Consider the following 19,325-nt stretch of genomic DNA (forward strand, 5'->3'; position numbering starts at 1 on the left):
TACTCCCCTTATCTGACGATAATACAGATTTTACTGCTTTAAAGACCATTCATGCGGGCTGTTGTAGCCTGATACATCAAATGTAATGTTTTCCGCACGATCACTTAGAGCGACAATTTCCTGAAGCTCGGCAACGAAAATCATAGGCAGGTTTTCTGTTACAAGGTTTTGCCATTCAATGTAAAGGTCTTTACGCGCTTCTTGATCTGTACCTACGATATCAACGTTTAAAGCGTCTGCTAGCAATTTATCAGACTCTTCATTTTTGAAACGAGGGTAATTCCAAAGCTGATCAGATCCCCAAAGAGCAGTTGGATCCGGATCTGTTCCTGTTCCCCATCCGCCAAAGAACGTTTCAATTGCTTCATCATCTTTTTCAATCATGTCGTAATAAAGGTTGATTTCAACCATTTCCAGTTCAGACTTAATTCCAACTTCTTCCCAGTATTGCACGATCGCTTGAGCGCGTGTTTCAAAAGTTGGGTTGGTTGTTTGGTAGTGAGAGAATTTAGCTACAAATTTTTCTCCGTTAGGATCTTCCACAAACCCGTCATCATCGATATCTTTATATCCTGCATCTGCAAGAATTTCCTTTGCTTTTTCAGGATCATATTCATATGTTTCCAAATCTTCTGATGCAGCAGCAATCCAGTGATTTGATGGAACCGGTCCATCGATTGGGTCACCGTAACCAAAGAAAAATGCATCGATCCATTCTTCACGGTTAATGGCATGGGCCATCGCTTTACGAAGATTTAAATCTTCATATTTTGCTTTATCTTCTTTAATTTCCTTTGTCTCAGCATTAAATGTACCTAATTTAAATCCTACATAATAATAAGACAAACCAGGATACGTGATAACTTCAACATTATCCAGTGCTTCTACCTCTTCTCCATTTACAGGCGCAAGGTAAACCATGTCGATATCACCTTGTCCAATCGCTCCTACAATGGTAGAACTGTCCAGCACCTGAATAACAATACCGTCAAGATTAGGTTCACCTTTCCAGTAGTCATCAAACTTAACCATTTCAATCGATTCGCCTGGAATAATATTTTCAACTTTGAAAGGTCCAAGCCCTACAGGATTTTGACGAACTTGAGGAGAAGCAGACATTTCTGCTACAGGGATGTCTTTAAACTGCGCTTCAGACATTGGATACGACCATACATTTACCAGGTTGTTTACTCTTGCCTCGTCAAAAGTAATCTCCAATGTATAATCATCAATTACTTTCAAACCTGAAATGCTGTCAGCGTCACCAGCGTTAAAGGCTGGAGCGCCTTCTATGGTCTGAACGTTGGCATAACGTGGACCGTCATAGTCCGGATGAGCAATGGTTTCCAGTGCAAAAACCCAGTCATTAACTGTCAGTTCCACACCATCATGCCACATCACACCCTGCTCAAATGTGAACGTGAAGGTTTTATTGTCTTCCGTTTCCCAGGAAGCAATGCCCGGCTCAGGCTGTAAGTTTTCATCATATGAGATAAGTGATTCATCAAAAAGATTAAGTACATCTGCATCGGTTGCGATACCGTAGAACGCCCAGTTAAAAAGACCTTCAGGTGCAGTTTCAAAACCGTATGTTAGTGTTCCGCCTTTTGCCGCTTCTCCTTCTTCACCAGAACCTTCTTCATTATCGCCTTCATTCCCATTATCCGAACTGCAAGCTGCTAAGAAAGCTGACAGGACAAGCAGCATCGCCAGCATTAGTAATAACGACTTCTTTTTCATTCTGTTCCCCCCATAATTAGTTAAATTAGTATAGAATACATGCTACGTGATGACCAGGTTTCACCTCCTTTAAAGCAGGCTTAATTTGCGAGCACTCCTCTTTTGCCATAGGACATCTGGTATGAAACGGGCAGCCGCTCGGCGGATTTTGCGGACTCGGGACATCCCCCTCAAGAATAATGCGTTTTTTTCTTTTTTTAGGATCCGCTTCTGGAATCGCTGAAATTAAAGCCTGGGTATAGGGATGAAGAGGTTCCTCATAAAGGCTGTCATTTGTCGCAATCTCCACCATATTTCCAAGATACATTACTCCAATCCGGTCGCTCATATGTTTAACAACACTTAAATCGTGGGCAATAAATAAATAGGTCAGATCGAATTCATCCTGAAGTTCTTTAAGTAAGTTGAGAACCTGAGACTGGACCGACACATCGAGAGCTGATACAGGCTCATCTGCAATGATAAGTTTTGGTTTCAGGGCAAGCGCTCTGGCAATTCCTATTCTCTGGCGCTGTCCGCCTGAAAATTCATGACCATATTTGTCATATGCTTCTGCCGGCAGTCCTACTCGCGAAAGAAGATCCAAAACTTCTGACTTGAGTTCTTTTTTACTTATTTTTTTATAGTTGCGAATTGGCTCAGATATAATGTCTCCAACACTTTGAGTCGGATTAAGGGAAGCATAGGGATCCTGAAAAACCATTTGAAAATCCTGACGGGCCCTGCGGAGTTCTGTACCGCTTATTGCAGTAATGTCTTTCCCCTCAAATAGGATTTGACCGTCGGTTGGCTTAAGTAATCTTAGAATTGTACGCCCGGTAGTAGATTTCCCGCATCCTGATTCGCCAACCAGTCCAAGTGTTTCACCTTTTTTAATTTCAAAAGAAATATCGTCAACAGCTTTTACATGGCCAATTGTTCTTTTTAAAAATCCCCCTTTTACAGGGTAGTAGGTTTTAAGATTGCGAATGTCCAAGAGCGTTTCCTTTTCAACAATCGGTTTTGGCTGAGTGCCTTTACTTGCTGCAGTAATATTCATCGCTGACCGACCCTTTCCATTGGCGTACTGTTTTTATACAGCAGACAAGCCACTTCATGGTTTGCTTCATCTTCCTCAAGTTGCGGAGTGATGACAGTACACTCAGGCATTGCTTTAGGACAGCGGTTTGCGAATCTGCAGCCGACTTGAGGCATTTGTTTTATGGATGGAACCAGTCCATCGATGGTTGCTAATTTTTCTTTTCTTTCATCCATCTTTGGAATAGCATCCATGAGTAACTGTGTATAAGGATGCTTTGGTGACTCAAACAATGTTTCAACATCCGTTCGCTCCACTATTTTGCCTGCATACATAACGATCACTTCATCACATATTTCTGCAACTACGCCCAAGTCATGTGTGATCATGATGATAGACATATCATTCACTTCCTGAATGTCTTTTAAGAGTTCAAGAATCTGAGCTTGTACTGTTACATCCAGTGCAGTGGTTGGTTCATCTGCAATTAAAAGTTTTGGCTGACAGGCAATCGCCATTGAAATCATAACCCTTTGTCTCATACCGCCCGATAATTGGTGGGGATACTCATCTACTATCTTTTCCGGTCTGGGGATGCCAACGCTTTTTAGAAGAGCAATTCCCTTTAATCTTGCTTCTTTTTTTGTAATATTTTCATGATTCAGCAGAACCTCTTCAAGCTGATATCCAATGGTAAAAACCGGGTTCAATGCCGTCATCGGTTCCTGAAAGATCATCGATATATCTTTTCCACGAATTTTATTCATTTCACGTTCGGAAAGCTTTGATAAGTCTCTTCCCTCAAAATTGATTTCTCCGCCGCGTACTTTGCCAATTCCTTTAGGCAGAAGCTGCATAACAGACAGGGACATTACACTTTTTCCACAGCCTGACTCGCCAACGATTCCAACTATTTTTCTGCGGTCTACACGAAAAGAGACCTTCTCAACCGCATTGTAGTAATCTTTACCAATTTTAAATCCGGTTTGAAGGTCTTTGATTTCCAGAAGTGGTGTTTCTTTCTGTCCTGATGTTAATCTAGCCATTTGTACACCTCAAATATTTCTTATTTTTCTTATTTTCAATTAATTTATATTATTTGTATAAAATACTATTACAAATAGATTACATAATCAACTTATTTTTGAAAAAATTTTAATATAAAAAATTTGTTTTTCTCCAAAACCCTTGCTATTGCTGAATTTATTAAAATAAAAAGTTATAAACATTTTTTAACTTTTTATTTAGTTTAAATTAGTAATTGTGATGAAAACAACTTTGTATGCGCTTTCAAACTATATTAGAATAAGATGCATGAATATACACAGATAAGAATAAAAAAACAGGCTGTGCAAATTGCACAGCCTGTTTTTTATATGATTACTGGAAATTATTTTATTTTTCATACGATTTAAATACAATTGTAGCGTTGTGACCGCCAAAACCGAGTGAATTACTCATTGCTACTTGAATATCTGCTTGTCTGGATACATTTGGCACATAATCAAGATCACATTCCGGGTCAGGAGTTTCCAAATTTATTGTCGGCGGCAGGATTTTTTCTTTAAGCGCAAGTACCGTAAAAATAGCCTCGACTCCGCCTGCAGCACCAAGCAAGTGACCTGTCATAGATTTGGTGGAACTGATCGCAACTTTTTTGGCATGATCAGAAAACACTTCTTTAATTGCCATCGTTTCGTATTTATCATTGTAAGGAGTACTGGTTCCATGAGCATTGATATAGCCTACTTCATTCGGGTGTATGCCTGCATCTTCCAGGGATTGCCTCATTGCACGCACTCCGCCTTCCCCGCCGGGAGCAGGTGCTGTAATATGATAGGCATCTCCAGTTGACCCGTAACCAACAATCTCTGCATAGATTGTAGCATTTCTTGCAAGCGCATGATCAAGATCCTCAAGAACCAGGATCCCTGCACCTTCACCCATTACAAAACCATCACGATTTTGATCAAATGGACGACTGGCTTTTGTAATATCCTGATTAAGAGTCAGAGCTGTATTGGCAACAAATCCCGCCATTGCCATTTGAGAAATTGGGGCTTCTGATCCTCCTGTGATCATCGCGTCTGCATCTCCGCGCTGAATCACTTTAAATGCATCTCCGATTGAATTCGTTCCGCTGGCACAGGCCGTAACGGTACACGAGTTCATTCCTTTAGCTCCTAAAGCGATAGAAACCTGTCCTGCCGCCATGTCCGGAATCATCATTGGCACAAAAAATGGGCTTACACGGCGATAGCCTCTGTTTAAAAAAGTTTCAAACTGCTTCTCAAAGGTTTCCATTCCGCCAATTCCTGATCCAATCCAAACACCAATGCGGTCTGCATTCGAATCATTGATATCAAGTTTAGCGTCTTTAACAGCCATTTGAGCCGACACGACAGCATACTGTGTGAAACGGTCCATTTTTCTGGCTTCTTTCTTCTCCATATATTCTTCAATATTGAAGTCCTTTAATTCCCCGACTGCAGTAGCTGGAAAATCATCTTTGTTTAATCTTGTTAATTCACCGATTCCTGAATTTCCCTCAATAATGTTATTCCATGATGTTTCTACATCATTTCCTACCGGAGAAACCATTCCTAATCCAGTGACTACGACACGACGTTTAGACATTGCGATGTCAACTCCTCATTTATCTAGTAAAATTATTATGGTTTGTTAGTTCAATTGTATTATTTTCCCCACCGAAGTGCAATTGCACCCCATGTTAATCCTCCGCCAAATCCTACCATTACCAATAAATCATCATCTTTTACTTTGCCGTTCTCAATATCTTCAACGAGAGAAATTGGAATGGAAGCTGCGGATGTGTTTCCGTATTTATTGACCGTCTTAGACATTTTTTCAATAGGCAGTTCAAGTCTTTGACGGGCTGATTCCATGATGCGGATGTTGGCTTGATGGGGTATTAAATAATCAACATCCTCTTTTGTTAATCCCGCTTTTTCAATGACATTTACACTGGATTCACCCATTTGCCTTACAGCAAACTTAAATACTTCCCGGCCGTTCATCACCAGTCCATCCGGCCCCTGATAAAGATGTTCAGCGCCGGTACCGTCTGCTCCCAGTTCAAATGACAGGATGCCCCGGTCGCCGCTTACAGGACCAAGTACCATTGCTCCTGCACCATCACCAAAAAGAACTGCCGTATTACGGTCATCCCAGTTTGTGATTTTTGTTAATTTCTCTACTCCCACGACAAGTACATGCTTATATCCGCCGTTTTCAATAAACTGCTTTCCCGTTATCATCCCGTACATAAACCCTGCACATGCTGCAGAAAGGTCCATAGCTGCTGCTTTTTTTGCTCCTAATTTTTCCTGAAGCATACATGCAACGGATGGAAAAGGCTGATCCGGAGTTACCGTTGCCACCAAAATCATATCCAGTTCTTCAGCAGAAACTCCAGCATCATCAAGTGCTTTGACTGCAGCTCCATATGCCATATCAGAAGTATCTACATCCTCATCAGCAAATCGTCTTTCTTCAATTCCTGTTCTGGTACGGATCCATTCATCGGATGTATCCATTGTTTTTTCTAAATCAAAGTTAGTAACGATTTTTTCCGGCAAGTATCTGCCAATCCCCCATGCTCCTGCACGCATAAAAATTCCTTCTTTCTATTAGATTAGCTTCATTTTATAATTTATATTATCTATTATTATGACTTGGTACTAATTTTATATCAACTATTTTATTTTTTCAAGACACCTAAACGAACAAAAGAAGATACTGGAATATTACAAGAGCAATGAAAAGCTTTAAAAAGGGAAAAAAGAATGCCCTTACGAATTAAGCTTCTTGTTCGTAAAGACATCCTAAATTAAATTCATTGATTTTTGACCAGCCCTTTAATCCTTAATTATTTTCCAGGCTTTCTTTTTTTCCTAATTCGTAGGCATCATTCATGGCTTTAGCGAATAAACCCATAAATGGCTGCAGCGATTCAATTGAAACTTCAATTCCCGCCTGTTCCATTCTTTCTTTTGCCTCAGGCAGGTATTTCATTGCGATTTGCATGAATTCCATCGTTTTATCCTGTGTCATTTTACTTCACTCCTTCTATAATATGTAGGTTGTATTGATAATTGGTTCAACTCGATTTTAGTTTATCTTACTTCTCTCACAGAATCCATTCATAACCGAATAAAACAATTATGAATTTTTCACGTATTGGACATTTATTTCACTTGAAACTGTGGTACTATAACAGAAGAGTGTTTTCAAATGAAAGCGATACATATTGGTGAAATGAGGTGAGTTAATGTCTTATATTTGGACGTTTATATGGGCATTTTTGCTGATTAATATGGCAACCTATGTTGTAAGTTCAATGAATGGTGTACCTTATGAGTTTATGACAGCGACGATTATTTCTGTTGTTACAACTGTAGCAATTTTTGCAATCGGTGCAGTAATTCCTAAGCCTCAGGTGGAACATCACTAAAAATCCCGGTCCTTTATGAAGGACCAGGATTTTTTTTGCTTATAAACACGTCATAAAACGAAGTCTATTTTATAAAGAGCCTCCCATTATCAACTCCAACTTTTACGGTTTGATGTGGTTTGATGGTACCCTTAATTAATTCCTTTGCAATCAGAGTTTCCACTTCTTTTTGAACATATCTTTTTAATGGACGTGCACCAAAAACAGGATCATAAGCAGCTTCGGCAATAAATGCCGCCACTTCTTCAGGCAGATCAAGACGAATATGCTGTTCCGTTAGTCTACCGCTCAATTCCGCCACCATTTTATGAACAATTCCAGTCATATGGCTGCTTGTTAGAGGATTAAAAAGAACAATATCGTCAATCCGGTTCAGCAGCTCAGGTCTGAAGTGCCCTCTTAATTCCCCCATTACCTTTTCCCTTACAGTACTGTTGCTGTTTGGTGATTCTTCTATCATATAGGTAGAACCTATATTCGACGTCATGATGATAATCGTATTTCTAAAATCGACTGTTCTTCCTTTGGAATCTGTAATACGGCCGTCATCAAGCATTTGAAGTAATATATTAAATACTTCAGGATGCGCTTTTTCAATTTCATCTAAAAGAATAACAGAATACGGCTTCCTTCTTACAGCTTCTGTTAATTGTCCCCCCTCTTCATAACCGATATAACCTGGCGGCGCACCAATTAAGCGCGCTACCGCATGTTTTTCCATGTATTCAGACATATCAATTCTGATCATTTGCTGTTCACTGTCAAACAGGGTTTGGGCTAATGTTTTCGCCAATTCTGTTTTTCCAACGCCGGTGGGACCGAGGAAAATAAACGAGCCTATCGGTCTATTTGGATCCTTAATACCTGCTCTGGCACGTATTACTGCTTCACTCACAGCTTCAACCGCTTCTTTCTGACCGATAACACGTTCCGTTAAGATCTCCTCTAATCGAAGGAGTTTTTCCCGTTCTCCCTCCATCAGACGATCAACAGGAATCCCCGTCCACCGGGCAACTATATTGCCTATTTCATCTTCTGTTACCTCTTCCCGCAACAAACGATTTTCTTTATCGTGGCCTGTTACTTCCTGTTCAATTAATCGTAATTCTTTTTCCACTGATGGAATGGTCCCATGTTTCAATTCCGCAGCTTTTGATAAATTGTATTCACTTTCAGCTTCTTCCAGCTCTCTCCTCAGCTGTTCAAGCTCTTCCCGTTTTTGCTGAACAACAAGAATTGACTTCTTTTCCTGCTCCCACTTTGTCCGCATGGCATTGCTTCGTTCTTTTAAATCTGCGAGCTCTTTTCGTAAAGCGTTTAACCGCTCCAAACTGGCTGTATCGTTTTCTTTTGAGAGGGCAGCTTCTTCGATCTCAAGCTGCATTACTCTACGTGTTGATTCATCCAGCTCAGATGGCATGGAATCAATTTCTGTGCGAATCATTGCACACGCTTCATCCATCAGGTCAATCGCTTTATCCGGTAAAAAACGATCTGTAATATACCGGCTGGATAAAGACACAGCAGCCACAAGCGCCCGGTCATGAATATTGACCCCGTGATGTATTTCAAACCGCTCCTTTAATCCCCTAAGAATCGAGATCGTATCTTCTTCATTCGGCTCTTGAACTAAAACCTGTTGAAATCTTCGTTCTAACGCAGGATCTTTTTCAATATATTGACGATGTTCATTTAACGTTGTAGCCCCAATACAATGGATTTCACCTCTGGCAAGCATGGGCTTAAGCATATTTCCCGCGTCCATTGCACCTTCTGTTTTTCCAGCTCCTACAATGGTATGGAGTTCATCAATAAATAAGAGAATTCTCCCCTCGCTTTTTTTCACTTCAGCGAGAACAGCCTTTAATCTTTCCTCAAACTCACCTCTGAACTTAGCACCTGCTACCAATGCGCTCATATCTAATTCAAAAACGGTTTTATTCTTCAGTCCTTCAGGAACATCTTTTCGGACAATCCTTTGAGCCAGGCCTTCTACAATCGCTGTTTTTCCTACACCTGGCTCGCCGATTAATACCGGATTGTTTTTAGTTTTTCGTGACAGAATTCGTATCACATGGCGAATTTCTGCGTCACGGCCGATTACGGGGTCCATTTTGCCTTTGCGAACCTCTTCCACCAGGTCTCTTCCGTATTTAGATAAAGCTTCATATGTGTTTTCAGGATTTTGAGTGTTCACTTTGCGTCCTCCTCGGATTAAATCAACTGTTTCTTTAATAGAAGATGAGTCAATTCCTTGTGAATGTAAGTAGTTTACGGCTGCATTTGATGAAAGTTTCATTAACGAAATGATCATATGTTCAACTGATAAAAAATCATCTTGAAATTGCTGTTGAACATTTTGGGCTTCAGCAAACCATTTACGGGCCTCATTTGATAAATGTGCTCCTAGTTGGCCGGCATCCCCTTTTATTGTGGGAAATGCATCGATTTGCTGTAAGACTATTTTTAGCAGCTCTTCAGGGTCAATATTCAATTTCAGGAAAATCTGTTCAGCAAGTCCGCTGTTGTCAGAAAGCAGTGCAAAAAGGATATGCTCGGTTTCAATAGTGGAGTGAAACTTTGCCACCGCTTGATCCTTAGCACTAATAATTGCCTGCTGCAGTTTATGTGTCATTTGATCCAAATTCATCTCATCACCTCTTTGACCTTTGTTGACCTTTACTTTATCGTAGCATTATCTTCATGAAATTGTAAAGATAATTGCCTTTACTTGGTTATTGAATGATGGTTAAATTAGAAATAGTGTTTTAATGAACGATTCAATTGGAGGTACTTATGGAGTCAGAACAATTATTTATTCTATTAAAATATTTATTTCTTGGGCTTTTCCAGGGATTTACGGAACCTATTCCTATTTCTTCAAGCGGCCACCTGCTGTTGGCACAGCATTTTTTAGGTGTTGAAATTGAAGGCGGCGAAGGCGGAGCATTTACCTTTGAATTGCTTGTCAATTCAGCTTCGCTGATTGCAGTATTAATTATTTTCCGGGAAGATCTTATTCGTTTGATTGTCAGAGGACTAGGTTACATCAAAACAAAAAACCCGGATGATAAAACAGAATTCGATTTTATAATCTACCTTATCATCGGAACAATTCCTGCAGGTGTAATTGGTGTTGTGTTTGGTGATCTCATTGCAGAGGCCACTGTGACTCTTGTAGCAATCACGCTTATGGTAACAGGGCTAGCTCTGTTTATGATCCGCAATCTTCGCGGGAGCAGAGGGGAAGGCGGGATGACCATTAAAGATGCTGTTATTATTGGTTGCGCTCAAGCTATCGCCTTAATCCCCGGCATCAGCAGAAGCGGAGCTACCATTGTAGCAGCGATGGCCAGAGGCATTCATCAGGAAACTGCACTCCGTTATTCTTTTTTGCTATTTATACCAGTCAGCCTTGGCGGAATGATACTAAGCTTATCTGATCTCATCAATAACGAACATTTAGCCGCGCTGTGGATTCCTTATACTTTGGCATTTTTCGGATCCCTCGTCGCTTCTTATTTTTCACTGAAATGGTTTATGAATATAATGGCTAAAGGTAATCTCATCTATTTCGCTATATATTGTTTAGCTGTTGGACCTATCGTACTACTGGTGCTTTATCTGCAATAAAAAGTCCGGCTCTATTTTATGCATTAAAAAAAGATTGCGCATTTGGCGCAATCTTTTTTTTGTCATGTAATTCCTAAAGCAATTTTTGCGTAGCGGGACATGTTGTCTTTGCTCCATGGCGGAGACCAGACAATGTTTACATCCACTTCGCCGACTTCTGTAATGTCTGCCAGAGCAGCTTTAACCTGATCAACAATCACAGGTGCAAGCGGGCAGCCCATTGAGGTCAGGGTCATTTTAACTTCTGTTTTCCCCTCTTCTTCCTGTGACACATCATATACTAAACCGAGGTTAACAATGTCGATGCCTAATTCCGGGTCAATTACTTCTTCCAGCGCACCCATGATGCTGTCCTTTAGATCCTGATCCATATTATCACTCCTTCTTACCTTTAATCTGTTTCCATCATATCAGACTTTGTTTACATGTGAAAATGTTATGTCTATAGATGGCGTTCGAACCACTTAACTGTTTCGAGCAGTCCTTTTCGTGATACTTTGTGACCCGCGCTTTCCTCAGAAATGAAACGGAGATCATCTCTGTTCTTTTCGTATGACGCATAGATGGTCTTAAAAAATGTGTAAGTAGGCTCATAAGGCACTACCGTATCTTCCTTGCCATGCCAAAACATCAGCGGACGGCTATTTAATCTTTCAGGGTGCAAACTCAAATCAAATTCTGCCAGGACCTTCATCTGTTCTTCTATTTCTTCTTCAGACATCGGCAGGGAAAATCCATTTTTTCTAAATCGTTCAAGCTGTGCTTTTGCAAAACCAACGTATGCAGGAGAGCCCATCAAACTGACAGCGGTTTTGATCCAGGGGTATTGCGTAAGTGCCCCAAGCGTCGTGATACCTCCCATTGAAGAACCAGCGACGCCAATCCTGTCACCATCAATTAATTCCCGTTTCTCAAAGTTTTCTTTTAATACTTCAAGCTCCTGGATGGACTGAATAACCATTTCCCAAAAACGGGTGCTTAGGACTAATTCATCCTGTCCATCTGTTCGTTCGCCATGTAATGCTGCGTCCGGCAGAACCACACGAAACCCCTGTTCAGCCAGTAAATAAGCAAAATGAAGATTGTGCTCCTTCGCACTCATAAAACCGTGTATAAAGAAAACAGCGGGCAGCTGTTGAGATCTATATTCCTCATTTACTACGTGCAATAAAGGAATTGTATTAACCATTTCCCTATTAATCGTGATCATCAGAGAATGCTCCTTCCACATAAACAATATCTTTTTATCCTACCATGATCATCCAGTCTATAGCATTTATTATGCCCGGCTAGAGATGGAATTGTGCTAATTATGGGAATAAAGTGGTACAATAAACGATGTTGGAACCTAGAGAAAAGATCTTATTTGGTAAAGGAGACAGCCTTTTATGGAAAAGCATCTTATCGTACTCGATTTGGACGGCACACTATTAACCGACACAAAAACAATTTCAGAACGCACAAAAAATACATTAATTAAAGCAAAAGATAATGGCCATGAGGTCATGATTGCCACCGGAAGACCCTACAGAGCGAGTGAGCCTTATTATAAAGAACTGGGTCTATCAACACCCATCGTAAACTTTAATGGAGCGTTTGTTCATCATCCAGAGGATCAAACATGGGGAGTTCACCATGAGCCAATGGATTTGAACGTCGTAAAAGACATTGTTGAAGCCTGTCAGGACTTTCAGTTCCATAACATAGTGGCTGAAATTTTAGATGATGTATACCTGCACTTTCACGACGAAAAACTACTTGATATATTTAGCTTCGGTAATCCTGCGATTCAGACAGGAGACCTGAGAACGTACCTTCCTGCCAGCCCCACCAGTCTGCTTATTCATGCTGAAGAAAAAGATGTGGACGATATTCGCGCCCACTTAAGCCAAGTTCACGCAGAAGTGATTGACCATAGAAGATGGGGTGCGCCATGGCATGTTATTGAAATCGTAAAAAGCGGACTTAATAAAGCAGTAGGAATCAAACTGGCTGCTGATTCCCTTGGTATTTCAAAAGAGCGTATCATTGCTTTTGGGGATGAAGACAACGACATAGAAATGCTCGAATTTGCTGGAACCGGTGTGGCAATGGGGAATGGAATAAATTCGATTCAAACAATTGCGAATGAAATTACAGGCACGAATAACGAAGACGGCATTGCCATATTTTTAGAGCAAAAGCTTAAGCTATAAAAAAATGAGGTTCGGACATATATTTATTAATCTGCAATGATGAGGTGAACGGAGCGGAAAGTGTCCGCCTGAAGCCCAGTGAACCATTAGAGGAGGCTGAGACACATTTGTCCCAGCCTCGTTTTCAGGTTATAATTTTAATATTTCTTCGCTTTCCATCAAAAAATAAAAGGGAACCTCCCTACTCATCTTTACGAAAGAAACCAAACACCCCTGTTGTCTGCATTACATTGGTAAAGGCATTTGGATCGACTTTATGGATAATTCGTTCAAGTTCGAAAAGTTCATATCGTGTAATAACAATGATTAGCATTTCTTTGCTTTCGTCTGTAAATGCACCTCTTGCAGGAACGATGGTAATGCCCCGCACTAGCTTTTCGTGGATCGCTTGCTTTACATCGCTTGTTTTCTTCGTAATAATCATGGCAGTAAGCTTTTCATGACGGGTATGAATCGCATCGATCATCCTTGTAGAAACGTATAAGGTGACTAAGGTATATAGCCCCTTCTCCCATCCAAATATCATACTTGCCGCTAATATAATCCCTGCATTCATGGCAAAAAAATAATTGCCGACAGGCTTGTCCTTTAAACGGGACAATACCATCGCCACGATATCCATACCTCCGGTAGATGCTCCCCATTTTAGTGTGAAGCCAACTCCTACACCCGCTATCACTCCTCCAAACACCGCATTGAGCAGGATATCGGGGGAAACTTCCACTATAGGTATAATGGCAAGAAATATGGTGGTAAATCCAACTGAAAACATGCTGTAGATCGTGAACATTTTTCCTACCCTGAGCCATCCTAATATGATAGCAGGAATGTTTAAGATTAAAAGCAAAATCCCCGTTGAAATATACAAAGGAGTATAATCAGCCAATATATTAGAAATTAGCTGTGCCAGCCCGGTAAAGCCGCTGGCGAATACATTGGCAGGAATTAAAAATAAATTAAGTGCTACTGCGTTCAATGCTGCTCCTATGATAACAATAATTATTTTTCTTGTTTCAAGCCAAATGGTTTCATTGGAAACCTTTGAAAGCTTAAACGTTTCTTTCGATTGAGCCAATCCAATTCCTCCTTTATCTTATGTATAGTATTCACATAACCTAATTTATCCTAACCTACACCATTTGATTGTAAATTTGTCTGGGTACAGCTAAAATTAAAGCACACAATAACTAAAAAAGGGTGATATAAATGAGTTTACAGCTATTTGTGGATAGTGCCTCTGATTTGCCTATGGAGTATATCCGGGAAAACAATCTGAACCTGCTGCCATTGCGTGTACATATTGATGATCAGGAATACGAAGACCTGGTTAATATTAGCTCAAAAAAAGTCTTTGATGCAATTCGGAACGGCCAGCATCCAAAAACATCCCAGGCAAGTCCCAAACAAATGGAAGAACTTTTCACAGAACTTGCCATTTCGAACAAGCAAGGATTATATATAGCATTTTCTTCTCAATTGTCCGGCACCTATCAGACAGCTGTTATGGTACGGGATCAGGTAAAAGAAGAATATCCGTCATTAGACTTGGTTATTCTAGATTCTAAGTGTGCCTCGCTTGGATACGGATTAGTCGTTCAACGGGCAGTTGAGCTTGCAAAAGAAGGCATCGGCCGTGAAAGCATTGTTAAAGACAGTGAATTCCACAGTCAGCATATGGAGCATCTTTTTACAGTGGATGACTTGGATTACCTGGCACGCGGGGGACGCGTGACGAAGGCTTCTGCCTTTATAGGGGGTCTTTTAAACATCAAGCCTTTGCTTCATGTAGAAGATGGCAAGCTTGTACCGCTGGAGAAGCTGCGCGGAAAGAAAAAGCTGCTTAAGCGTATTATTGAAGTTATGAATGAACGGGGAGAACAATTGGACCAGCAGGTGATCGGGATTAGTCATGGTGATGATGAGCCATTGGCAAATGAGATCAAACAAATGATCACAGCTGAGTTTGGAACGACAGAATTTTCCACTAATTTAATTGGATCATCTGTTGGAGCTCATGCTGGGCCCGGCACACTGGCGATATTCTTCTTAAACAAACGTCCGGATTCCACACATCAGTAAGGAGGAACATATGAAACAGAAAGTGCTTGTAATTGGCGGAGTTGCCGGAGGAGCAACTTTTGCATCACAGCTCCGTAAGCTGGATAAGGAAGCCGAGATCATTGTCTTGGAAAAAGACGGTACAATGTCATTTGCCAACTGTGGAATGCCCTATTATATAGGTGGATTTATTAAAAAGCGCGAACACTTAATAGCTGCCACTCCGGAAGCATTTCAGGAGGACAGAAATATTGAAGTGCGAATCCGCCACGAAGTGACAGCAATTAACCGGTCCCAAAAAACCATCACCATCCAGGATCACATCCAGGATAAACAATATGATGAGAGCTATGATATTCTCATTTTATCCCCTGGCGCCACCCCTGTAATACCAGACATAAAAGGTCTTGCCCACGCGAACTGCTATACACTGCGTACGTTTAAAGACATGCTGAAAATTGATGAACATATTGAGTCACAACAATATACTTCTGTTTGTATCGTTGGAGGAGGGTTTATCGGTCTTGAAATGGCTGAAAATCTTAAGGCACGCGGATTGAAGGTTCATCTGGTACAGCGGTCCAGGCATGTTCTTCACCCGCTGGATGAGGATATGGTGGATCCGATAAGAAGCGAGCTGCTGCAGCAGGGCGTTAATTTATATGAAGACGTTACAATTGCCCATATCGATAAGGATGGCCAAACGCTTCATCTGACAAATAATAAAACCATACGAGCAGATTTTCTGTTATTAGCTGTAGGGGTTAAGCCAAATCGGCAATTGGCTGAAAAAGCTGATTTAAAGATTGGCACTACTGGCGGTGTGAAGGTAAACGAGTTTATGCAGACTAGTGATTCATGCATTTACGCTTTAGGAGATGTTGTGGAAATACTCGACAAAATTACGGGTGATCCCAAACGGGTTCCTCTTGCTTGGGTTACACATCGCCAGGCATTTATAGCTGCTTCACATGCAACAGGAAATCCGATTCCATTTAAAGGTGCACTCGGAACCGCTGTGTGCAAAGTGTTTTCCATTACCGCCGCAATGCTCGGACTTAACGAAAAGACGCTTCAGGAAAAAGCCATTGATTATAAGACTGTAGAACATGAATCCAAGCAGCATGCAGGTTACTATCCAGGAGCAGAGACGTTTAAATTAAAAGTTCATTATTCAAATCAGGACGGTAAAATTCTAGGAGCCCAGGCGGTTGGCAAGGACGGCATTGATAAACGGATGGACATCATTGCAACTGCTATTGCCGGCGGTCTTTCGATCCTTGATCTTCAGGAAATTGAAATCGCCTATGCTCCCCCCTATTCCGCACCAAAAGACCCGGTTAACATGATTGGTTATAAAGCGTTAAATAAATAGGAACAAATAAAAGAAGCCCCTGTAAGTGGTGCGCCAGGAAATTGATCCAAATCAACTTTCCTGGCGCCTACAGCGGCTTCTTTTATTTTAACGATTGTTCAGTTGAAGAACGCTTTACAATTTCATGAGAAACAATGATTCGCTGGTATGGCTCGTCCGGGTTTTCAATGCGTTTTATCAAACTGCGAGAGGCCTGGTAGCCTAAATCAAAGATCTTTATATCAACCGATGATAACGGAGGCCGCGACATTTCTGATATTAAAACGTTATTGAAGCTTAAAATTGAGAGATCATCCGGAACTGAAATTCCTACCTTATTTAACGTATTTAATACGCCGAGCGCCATTAAATCATCCGCTACCACTAAAGCGGTGGGCCGTTCACTTAAAGGAAGCTCCATCAGCTCACAAACGGCGTCCTGACCGCCTTCAAGTAAAAAGCTTTCATGTAAAACATAATCATCGCGATATGGAATTCCCGCTTTTTCAAGGGCGTTTTCATACCCAAGCAACCGTTCAACTGTTACAACTAAATTTACATCTCCTCCGATAAAGGCAACCCTTTCATGTCCCAATGAAAGCAGGTAATCCGTTGCATCCTTTGTGGCCTGAAAATTATCGTTGTCGACATGCGTAATTTCATCCACAAATTTAAATGGTTTTCCGATCATCACAAACGGGAACTTTCTTTCTCTCAAGTACATTAGTATTCTGTCCTCCACTTTTGAGTAGAGCAATACCACGCCGTCTACCCTTCCGCCTTGGACCATTTGAACAACACCATTATAAATAGCTTCTTCATCTTTTCCTGTGACCAGCTGGAGAGCATATTGTTTTTCATGCGCCCCTTCACTAAGCCCCCTTAAAACAGTGGGAAAGAAAGGATTCTGAAAAAAAACATCCGATGAACCAGGTGTAACAAGCCCTAATACCTGGGTCGATTGATTGGCAAGGCTTCTTGCGATAAAATTCGGATGATATCCCAGCTCTTCCATTGCAGCACGAACTTTTTCTTTTGTTTTATCGCTTATTCTGGGATTATTTGCGATCACTCGGGATACAGTAGATGGAGCAACATTTGCAAATTTAGCCACATCTTTTATCGTAACTGACATATTCAACCACCTCCTGCTTGATCACGCTTACAATTTTTCAGCATTAAAAGCTGGTACACTTGTTATTGCACCAGCTTCCCTGATTTACTCAGCTTCGGTCTTGCGTTTGCGTTTTGCAAAATAAATGAAAATACTTATAAAGAAAATCCATACTGCCGCAATAGCTGCCAAAAACCAATAATTAATACCGGTTTTATCAGTGAGCGCATAAATTTCCGCTACTTCCCTGTCTAATACAATGACGTAGTCACCGTTATTTTCCCGAACCAGATCACCATTTAATAATCCACGCAGCTCCTCATTTTCACGAAGCTGTTCATCAGACACTGTAATGGTTTGTGTTTTGCTGGTGTTATTGATTGCCATCACAATCACTTCATCCTGGTACTCCCGTTTGTAAACAAGCATTCCATTTTCATTATGCAAAACCTCAAGTGATCCCCGGGTTAGTGCCGGAAGTTCCTGTCTTAAACGGCCGATATCACTAATATAATCTTTTAATTCTTCATCAACATTAAAATCCATTAATCGGCGGTTATCAGGATCTTCCCCGCCATCAAGCGCAATTTCTGATCCATAGTACATGATCGGGACTCCTGGCACTGTAAACATAAATGCCGTTGCCAGCTCCCAGCGCGTACCAGGAAACATATTGTTTTCCGCGGAAAGACGTGTGAATCTCGTCATGTCATGGTTATCAATAAAGGTTCCCATTAAATAAGGATCTTTAAAGTACTCCTGATTATAGTCCCAGTAGTTAAACAGACGGGAAGTATTTTGATCTACATCCTGAAAAGATTCCCTCATTTGTTCAGCTAAAGGAAAATCGACAAACCCGTCAATCCCCGTGTCAGCATACTCAGCCATTTTACGTACATCCGTATCATAGACTTCACCAAGCAAGTAAAAATCCTCTTTCACCGATTTTACTTCCTGTGCAAATTCTTCCCAAAAATCCACTGGTACATGCTTTACCGTATCCAGCCGGTATCCGTCTATATCCGTTTCTTCAACCCACCATTTTGCAGCCTCAATTAAGTATTCACGTACTTCCGGATTTTCTGTATTTAGATCAGGAAGACCATAAATCCAGCCGTTTTCCAGCTGGTCTGCATTATTACTGTCGGTAATCTCACTTTCTTCGTGATACCAGTCTTCTTTTTCCGGATCACTAACAAAAGGGTGATTGGGTCCTGTATGATTAACAACAAAATCTAAAATCACCTTTATACCGCGATCATGAGCCGCATCAACCAGCTGTTTGAATTCCTCAATTGTGCCAAAATGCTCATCTGTTTTGTAGAAGTCTTCGATCCAATAGCCGTGGTAGCCGCCATCCTCATTCTGGAAAACAGGTGTCAGCCATATGGCCGTAAATCCCATGTCTTCTATATGATCAAGACGGTTTTGAATCCCCTTAAAATCCCCACCATGGTATGCCAGTGGATCTTTGGTGTTGACTGAAGTATCATTCGAAGTGTCTCCATTTGAAAAGCGGTCTACCATTAAAAAATAAATTGATTCATCTTGCCATTTTCTCTCTTCCTTTTTAACAGCGTAAGTAGTTTCAGTAATAACGCTATTAAAAAGGAGGATAGTGATGAGAAAAAGAGCTCCGTTAACTCTTCTCATCCCTGTCCCTCCTCCTTTTGCTCCTAAGGGCTGATCCTCTGGAAACGTATAGTTTCATTCGTAACTTAACTTCCCTGCTGATTAGT

Annotated in this window: 17 protein-coding genes; 5 read left to right on the forward strand and 12 right to left on the reverse strand. The window is 40.9% G+C overall.

Annotated elements, in window-relative coordinates; translation table 11 throughout:
- Nucleotides 1-30: 30 nt before the first annotated feature.
- The 6 genes from opp4A to E2R51_RS06360 all read right to left on the reverse strand — a co-directional run bounded on the left by opp4A (nucleotide 31) and on the right by E2R51_RS06360 (nucleotide 6,832).
- On the reverse strand, nucleotides 31-1,740 hold the full coding sequence (gene opp4A, locus E2R51_RS06335) for an oligopeptide ABC transporter substrate-binding protein (RefSeq protein WP_133376152.1): 1,710 nt from the start codon (nucleotides 1,738-1,740) through the stop codon (nucleotides 31-33).
- A 25-nt stretch (nucleotides 1,741-1,765) separates the two neighbouring features.
- Nucleotides 1,766-2,779, reverse strand: coding sequence for an ABC transporter ATP-binding protein (locus tag E2R51_RS06340; protein ID WP_133376153.1), 1,014 nt, complete (start codon nucleotides 2,777-2,779; stop codon nucleotides 1,766-1,768).
- Entirely contained in the window at nucleotides 2,776-3,804 is a 1,029-nt protein-coding gene (locus tag E2R51_RS06345; RefSeq protein ID WP_133376154.1) for an ABC transporter ATP-binding protein, read from the reverse strand. The genes E2R51_RS06340 and E2R51_RS06345 overlap by 4 nt, the downstream gene beginning before the upstream one ends.
- Before the next feature lie 349 nt (nucleotides 3,805-4,153).
- Nucleotides 4,154-5,395, reverse strand: coding sequence for a beta-ketoacyl-ACP synthase II (fabF, locus tag E2R51_RS06350; protein WP_133376155.1), 1,242 nt, complete (start codon nucleotides 5,393-5,395; stop codon nucleotides 4,154-4,156).
- Between the two features lie 59 nt (nucleotides 5,396-5,454).
- Entirely contained in the window at nucleotides 5,455-6,390 is a 936-nt protein-coding gene (locus E2R51_RS06355) for a beta-ketoacyl-ACP synthase III (RefSeq protein WP_133376156.1), read from the reverse strand.
- A gap of 253 nt (nucleotides 6,391-6,643) precedes the next feature.
- On the reverse strand, nucleotides 6,644-6,832 hold the full coding sequence (locus tag E2R51_RS06360; protein ID WP_133376157.1) for a ComZ family protein: 189 nt from the start codon (nucleotides 6,830-6,832) through the stop codon (nucleotides 6,644-6,646).
- Between the two features lie 217 nt (nucleotides 6,833-7,049).
- Here E2R51_RS06360 and E2R51_RS06365 point away from each other — a divergent pair, with 217 nt between their 5' ends.
- The gene (locus E2R51_RS06365) at nucleotides 7,050-7,232 is read left to right on the forward strand and encodes a YjzD family protein (protein WP_133376158.1); all 183 of its coding nucleotides are present in this window, start codon (nucleotides 7,050-7,052) and stop codon (nucleotides 7,230-7,232) included.
- Nucleotides 7,233-7,296: 64 nt separating this feature from the next.
- Here E2R51_RS06365 and clpB read toward each other — a convergent pair whose 3' ends face one another.
- Nucleotides 7,297-9,882 carry an ATP-dependent chaperone ClpB gene (clpB, locus tag E2R51_RS06370; RefSeq protein ID WP_133376159.1) on the reverse strand — a complete coding sequence of 862 codons (2,586 nt, stop codon included), beginning with the start codon at nucleotides 9,880-9,882 and terminating at the stop codon, nucleotides 7,297-7,299.
- 146 nt (nucleotides 9,883-10,028) lie between these two features.
- On the opposite strand from clpB, the gene E2R51_RS06375 reads away from it, so the two are divergent.
- A complete protein-coding gene (locus E2R51_RS06375) occupies nucleotides 10,029-10,865 on the forward strand; it encodes an undecaprenyl-diphosphate phosphatase (RefSeq protein ID WP_133376160.1) in 837 nt (278 codons plus the stop codon).
- Nucleotides 10,866-10,927: 62 nt separating this feature from the next.
- Here E2R51_RS06375 and E2R51_RS06380 read toward each other — a convergent pair whose 3' ends face one another.
- Both E2R51_RS06380 and yjfP read right to left on the reverse strand, forming a co-directional pair.
- Complete coding sequence (locus E2R51_RS06380; protein ID WP_133376161.1) at nucleotides 10,928-11,236, reverse strand: metal-sulfur cluster assembly factor; 309 nt, start codon at nucleotides 11,234-11,236, stop codon at nucleotides 10,928-10,930.
- Nucleotides 11,237-11,307: 71 nt separating this feature from the next.
- Entirely contained in the window at nucleotides 11,308-12,075 is a 768-nt protein-coding gene (yjfP, locus tag E2R51_RS06385; protein WP_133376162.1) for an esterase, read from the reverse strand.
- Nucleotides 12,076-12,253: 178 nt separating this feature from the next.
- On the opposite strand from yjfP, the gene E2R51_RS06390 reads away from it, so the two are divergent.
- A complete protein-coding gene (locus E2R51_RS06390; RefSeq protein ID WP_133376163.1) occupies nucleotides 12,254-13,060 on the forward strand; it encodes a Cof-type HAD-IIB family hydrolase in 807 nt (268 codons plus the stop codon).
- Between the two features lie 181 nt (nucleotides 13,061-13,241).
- On the opposite strand, the gene E2R51_RS06395 is transcribed toward E2R51_RS06390, so the two are convergent.
- Nucleotides 13,242-14,084: a YitT family protein gene (locus E2R51_RS06395; protein ID WP_133376361.1), complete on the reverse strand. Its 843-nt coding sequence runs from the start codon at nucleotides 14,082-14,084 to the stop codon at nucleotides 13,242-13,244.
- Nucleotides 14,085-14,266: 182 nt separating this feature from the next.
- Between E2R51_RS06395 and E2R51_RS06400 the strand changes: the two genes are divergently transcribed.
- Nucleotides 14,267-15,139 carry a DegV family protein gene (locus tag E2R51_RS06400; RefSeq protein WP_133376164.1) on the forward strand — a complete coding sequence of 291 codons (873 nt, stop codon included), beginning with the start codon at nucleotides 14,267-14,269 and terminating at the stop codon, nucleotides 15,137-15,139.
- 10 nt (nucleotides 15,140-15,149) lie between these two features.
- On the forward strand, nucleotides 15,150-16,493 hold the full coding sequence (locus tag E2R51_RS06405) for a CoA-disulfide reductase (RefSeq protein ID WP_133376165.1): 1,344 nt from the start codon (nucleotides 15,150-15,152) through the stop codon (nucleotides 16,491-16,493).
- A gap of 82 nt (nucleotides 16,494-16,575) precedes the next feature.
- On the opposite strand, the gene E2R51_RS06410 is transcribed toward E2R51_RS06405, so the two are convergent.
- On the reverse strand, nucleotides 16,576-17,607 hold the full coding sequence (locus E2R51_RS06410) for a LacI family DNA-binding transcriptional regulator (RefSeq protein ID WP_133376166.1): 1,032 nt from the start codon (nucleotides 17,605-17,607) through the stop codon (nucleotides 16,576-16,578).
- 84 nt (nucleotides 17,608-17,691) lie between these two features.
- Nucleotides 17,692-19,239, reverse strand: a complete 1,548-nt coding sequence (locus tag E2R51_RS06415) for an alpha-amylase family glycosyl hydrolase (protein ID WP_133376167.1) — start codon at nucleotides 19,237-19,239, stop codon at nucleotides 17,692-17,694.
- Nucleotides 19,240-19,325 lie beyond the last annotated feature (86 nt).

Source organism: Jeotgalibacillus sp. S-D1, assembly GCF_004358665.1.
In the GTDB taxonomy this organism is placed as follows: Bacteria; Bacillota; Bacilli; order Bacillales; family Jeotgalibacillaceae; genus Jeotgalibacillus.

Excerpts from the sequence above, each read along its gene's own strand:
- E2R51_RS06365 (WP_133376158.1), top strand. The coding sequence starts at position 7,050 with ATGTCTTATATTTGGACGTTTATATGGGCATTTTTGCTGATTAATATG.
- E2R51_RS06405 (WP_133376165.1), top strand. The coding sequence starts at position 15,150 with ATGAAACAGAAAGTGCTTGTAATTGGCGGAGTTGCCGGAGGAGCAACT.
- clpB (WP_133376159.1), bottom strand. The coding sequence starts at position 9,882 with ATGAATTTGGATCAAATGACACATAAACTGCAGCAGGCAATTATTAGT.
- E2R51_RS06410 (WP_133376166.1), bottom strand. The coding sequence starts at position 17,607 with ATGTCAGTTACGATAAAAGATGTGGCTAAATTTGCAAATGTTGCTCCA.
- E2R51_RS06415 (WP_133376167.1), bottom strand. The coding sequence starts at position 19,239 with ATGAGAAGAGTTAACGGAGCTCTTTTTCTCATCACTATCCTCCTTTTT.
- E2R51_RS06400 (WP_133376164.1), top strand. The coding sequence starts at position 14,267 with ATGAGTTTACAGCTATTTGTGGATAGTGCCTCTGATTTGCCTATGGAG.
- E2R51_RS06375 (WP_133376160.1), top strand. The coding sequence starts at position 10,029 with ATGGAGTCAGAACAATTATTTATTCTATTAAAATATTTATTTCTTGGG.
- fabF (WP_133376155.1), bottom strand. The coding sequence starts at position 5,395 with ATGTCTAAACGTCGTGTCGTAGTCACTGGATTAGGAATGGTTTCTCCG.
- E2R51_RS06340 (WP_133376153.1), bottom strand. The coding sequence starts at position 2,779 with ATGAATATTACTGCAGCAAGTAAAGGCACTCAGCCAAAACCGATTGTT.
- E2R51_RS06355 (WP_133376156.1), bottom strand. The coding sequence starts at position 6,390 with ATGCGTGCAGGAGCATGGGGGATTGGCAGATACTTGCCGGAAAAAATC.
- E2R51_RS06380 (WP_133376161.1), bottom strand. The coding sequence starts at position 11,236 with ATGGATCAGGATCTAAAGGACAGCATCATGGGTGCGCTGGAAGAAGTA.
- opp4A (WP_133376152.1), bottom strand. The coding sequence starts at position 1,740 with ATGAAAAAGAAGTCGTTATTACTAATGCTGGCGATGCTGCTTGTCCTG.
- E2R51_RS06360 (WP_133376157.1), bottom strand. The coding sequence starts at position 6,832 with ATGACACAGGATAAAACGATGGAATTCATGCAAATCGCAATGAAATAC.
- E2R51_RS06390 (WP_133376163.1), top strand. The coding sequence starts at position 12,254 with ATGGAAAAGCATCTTATCGTACTCGATTTGGACGGCACACTATTAACC.
- yjfP (WP_133376162.1), bottom strand. The coding sequence starts at position 12,075 with ATGATCACGATTAATAGGGAAATGGTTAATACAATTCCTTTATTGCAC.
- E2R51_RS06345 (WP_133376154.1), bottom strand. The coding sequence starts at position 3,804 with ATGGCTAGATTAACATCAGGACAGAAAGAAACACCACTTCTGGAAATC.